We start from the raw sequence: 3,437 nt of genomic DNA, 5'->3' as shown, positions 1-3,437 counted from the left end.
CTCGTCTACAACATCAAACAGTACGTGACCCGCTGATTCCACCGCCGTATGGCGATTCAATAGAGCCGGGCATACGGAACGTGCGAACCGTAACAAGAAGCGGTTCAAGTGTCGGTCGTGTTCCCATCAAGACCACAGCGACCGTGGTGCAAGCGTCAACATCGCCGTCAAAGGCATCGAGAAGCATCAGGATTGGAATGTGCCTGCTCTCAACAGCCTTCCCGTTGTTCGGAAGGTGTCGACCGAGAGACGAAGTCTCTCGTGATCGCGAAAATCTTCGATTTTCGGACGACGACGGCAGGCATCGGGGGCCGTGGACGCCCCGACCGTGACCCACCCGACCGCCCGAGGCTATCAGGCCGATGGTCGAGTGGGGGTGTCCGACTAATCCACGGGAAGCCTCGGGGCTTGACCCCGAGGCGGTTCACCGAGCGATTGCCGAGGCGATACGGGAGGATCTGGACCGGGTCGATGATAGCAGTGGGTACTACGGCCGCGAGTTAGAACGCGCTATCGAGTCGTATGCAGAGACGGTCGCGGAACAGGACCTCAACCACGAGCGAAAGCGGCCGTACATCCAGTATCTCTGTGCGGAGTTCGTCGGGGCAGACTACGGCTTCGCCAGCGACGACTACGACGACGCACTCCGAACGCTCTGCACGACGGACGCAGACCTCGAATACTGGTTGGAGCAACTCGACGCACACGTGTCCGGAGTCACACTTGACGCAGTACTGTCGAGAGAGTTGCCCTCGGACACGGACGACCGACGATATGTAACTGTGGACAGCGTCGATACATCCGACGGATCAGCGAAAAACGACGATTCCACAGACCATCCCGAGCGGACGGACGACGCCCTCTATGTGTCAGATTTCACCGGCGAACCGCTCAGTACCGACGATTTCACCGGTGGTGCAATACACGTCGAACACCTGGCCGTCGGGACACTGAAACTCGAGTACTTCGTCGGTGACGCGTTCGAGGAGTTACGCGTCGACGAACCGACGACCGTCGAGAGACACACCGCTGGCGACGAACCGACGACCGTCGAGAGACACACCGCTGGCGTCGAACCGACCGAATCAGGAACGACCGACACGGAGATATCGTCGTCACTCCAGAAGCGGCGGATATTCTCGACCTACGTCTATATCCTCGAGGAGCTCGGTCACGAAGACGCCCTCTCGCAACTCTACGAGGAGATCTACCTCGAAAGCAAGCGCTTCTGCAAGGAGTACGCCCGACGGCTGATCGACGACAGTAACGACGACCGTGCGATCGAAGTCGTCGAAGACGGTATCCGTGCGTTTCGATCAGCTCGTACGCTTCGCTGGCTCGCTGCCGACCCCTACAAAGACCGGGATATGGACGAGTACCGTGCCACCCTGAAACAGTTGTTTCTCGATCATACGGAGTGGACAGCGCACGACGATCTGAAATCAGTCTGTGACGATCAGGAGTGGCAATTGATCTACGAGGAATTCGAGCGGCGCTTCAACAGGGATGACCGAAAGGACCTCGTCGCACTGTACGTCCACCGCGACGACCTCGAAAAAGCGTTCGTCGAACTGAAAGAGAACGCAGACCTCTCGTCGGTTCGCCAGTATCGTGATCCAGTCGCACCCACGGCGCCGGTTGAGTACTTCGAGCTCTACCGGGAACTGCTCGTCCCGTTTGCCGCTGACAACACCGGCCGACGACACTACCGAGACATCGCTGACCACTTGGAAGAGATGCAAGAGTTAGTCCCCGAAGCGCGGTTCGAGGAGTTCGTCGATTTCCTGAAAGACAACCACTCGAACCGGCCAGCCTTCTTGGACGAACTGGAGAAAGCCGGGTTCTGATCTCCCTCGTGCATCTGATCGCCGCGCCGTGAGGGTTTATCCCCGATACCGGCCCCAAACGCGATAGATGGACGAGACGCGACACGGTAGCTCCAGATCTCCGAGTCCCGACGACGAGCAGAACTGTATGTCTCTTCCTCGTCCACCATAGCCTACGACGGGAGCAGATCTGACACGGCACTCACTCGGTCCAGAAGGCCCGCTGTCGATCTTCGATCTCCCTAAGAACCATCGACAGCACGTCACGCCACTCCACCGGATGTGACGTGTTGTCGCCGAGTGTCGGTGCGTCCGGGCCTGGGTGGACGTGGTCACGCGTATTGTGGTCTGAGGGATGGCGATCCCACCGGTGGTCGAACTCGCCATCTCGGTGCTCCTCGTGGTAGTGCAGCGAGAAGTCACCAGTCTCGAAACACACTACCTCCAGGCGAGCGTTCTGCACCTGCTGTGGATAGAACCCGGGACCGTAACGGCAGACGACGCGATCCGGCGCGAATTCGGGCTGGCGTTCGATCTCGGTGAAGCGGTCGTCAGTGATGAATCGCTCTTCGATAGCGTCCAAGCGATCGAAATCGATCGGGGCACCGCTGACATCGTCGGTCGAGCCAGCGTCGTCGCGCCCGCCACTCATGCGACAGTACGTCGATCGGCAGTACCGTCCGAGTCAGTCTGCAACGCTCGCTCGAGCAGATCAATCCGACGGCGGGTCGTCTTCCACGCGGACAAATCCTGCCACACTGCCTCGACAGAGCGATCAGCATCGACTGCATAGGTGGTGATAGCCACTGCATCCGGCGAGGAGACGCCAAATGTCTCGGCGAACGATTCGTCACGCTCTGCCGCATCGTCCAGAAACGCGAGGAGTTCGTCGTCAACGTACCTGTTCCGTAGTTGCTGGACACGCCGCCAGTTCAGATACGCTTGGTTCCGCTCGTACGTCGCGGGAGAATCGGTAACTCGTATAACGATTCCCATACGTTCGAACCACTCCAGGTACTCCCGAGCAGCGTCTACTCCGTGTCCCGCACGGTCGGCCACCTCACTCGCCGTTGCAGGGTTGTCGAGTCCGAGTACGGCATCGAAAAAGTCGTCCCGTGTACGGTCCCCGGAGACCACTTCTTCCGGAGGGACGAGATCGTCGAAATCAGGCGCGTCCCGACACTCGTCGGCGTCCGCCCGTAGCTCGGGGTGTGGATCTTCCATACCGGACGTGCGCTCCACAGACGGAATAAATCTTTGTGAGTTTGGGATATTCCTGTAACTTGGTTCGGTAGGATAGTCACCTACGTGATTCCACAGTATGTCAGACTATCGGATGGAAAGAATACAGACCAAGACATAGTCGTCTTGGGCTTTAGCGTACCGTGTGAGAGCCAAGGGCCGGATTTGAACCGGCGATGATCCGCTCTGCAGGCGGACGCGTTCGGCCGAACTCTGCCACCTTGGCGCGTCCGAAACTATTCCGTTTCGGCTGTTAAGTGTAGCGGTCTCGGGTGTGGATACCCGAACAGCGGTGCTAACGGCGTTCGAAATGAAAATCGCCCACGAGACGCGGTGTCTCGTGAGCGTCTGAGTATGAGTGGGTGGGCG

General features: G+C 58.9%; 3 protein-coding genes, 1 tRNA gene and 1 pseudogene. 2 read left to right on the top strand and 3 right to left on the bottom strand.

Going from position 1 to position 3,437, the window contains the following annotated elements; genetic code table 11:
* Positions 1-67: 67 nt before the first annotated feature.
* Both IEX72_RS15320 and IEX72_RS14975 read left to right on the top strand, forming a co-directional pair.
* A pseudogene (locus tag IEX72_RS15320) lies at positions 68-388 on the top strand (hypothetical protein); the annotation flags it as partial.
* Entirely contained in the window at positions 363-1,847 is a 1,485-nt protein-coding gene (locus IEX72_RS14975; RefSeq protein WP_229663868.1) for a hypothetical protein, read from the top strand. The pseudogene IEX72_RS15320 and the gene IEX72_RS14975, both read left to right, overlap by 26 nt.
* Positions 1,848-2,028: 181 nt before the next feature.
* On the opposite strand, the gene IEX72_RS14970 is transcribed toward IEX72_RS14975, so the two are convergent.
* From IEX72_RS14970 to IEX72_RS14960, 3 genes are all read right to left on the bottom strand, one after another.
* Positions 2,029-2,478, bottom strand: coding sequence for a hypothetical protein (locus tag IEX72_RS14970; protein ID WP_188788795.1), 450 nt, complete (start codon positions 2,476-2,478; stop codon positions 2,029-2,031).
* A complete protein-coding gene (locus IEX72_RS14965) occupies positions 2,475-3,050 on the bottom strand; it encodes a DUF7342 family protein (protein WP_188788793.1) in 576 nt (191 codons plus the stop codon). Before IEX72_RS14965 ends, IEX72_RS14970 begins: the two co-directional genes overlap by 4 nt.
* A gap of 168 nt (positions 3,051-3,218) precedes the next feature.
* Positions 3,219-3,294, bottom strand: a tRNA-Cys gene (locus IEX72_RS14960).
* Positions 3,295-3,437 lie beyond the last annotated feature (143 nt).

The organism is Halobellus salinus, from assembly GCF_014646875.1.
Taxonomy (GTDB): domain Archaea; phylum Halobacteriota; class Halobacteria; order Halobacteriales; family Haloferacaceae; genus Haloquadratum; species Haloquadratum salinum.
The sequence above is the reverse complement of the archived record's forward strand: the minus strand, read 5'-3'. Positions and strand labels throughout refer to the sequence as shown.

Bases quoted from the DNA above. Each gene is read 5' to 3' on its own strand.
- IEX72_RS14970 (WP_188788795.1), bottom strand. From the start codon at position 2,478: ATGAGTGGCGGGCGCGACGACGCTGGCTCGACCGACGATGTCAGCGGT.
- IEX72_RS14965 (WP_188788793.1), bottom strand. From the start codon at position 3,050: ATGGAAGATCCACACCCCGAGCTACGGGCGGACGCCGACGAGTGTCGG.
- IEX72_RS14975 (WP_229663868.1), top strand. From the start codon at position 363: ATGGTCGAGTGGGGGTGTCCGACTAATCCACGGGAAGCCTCGGGGCTT.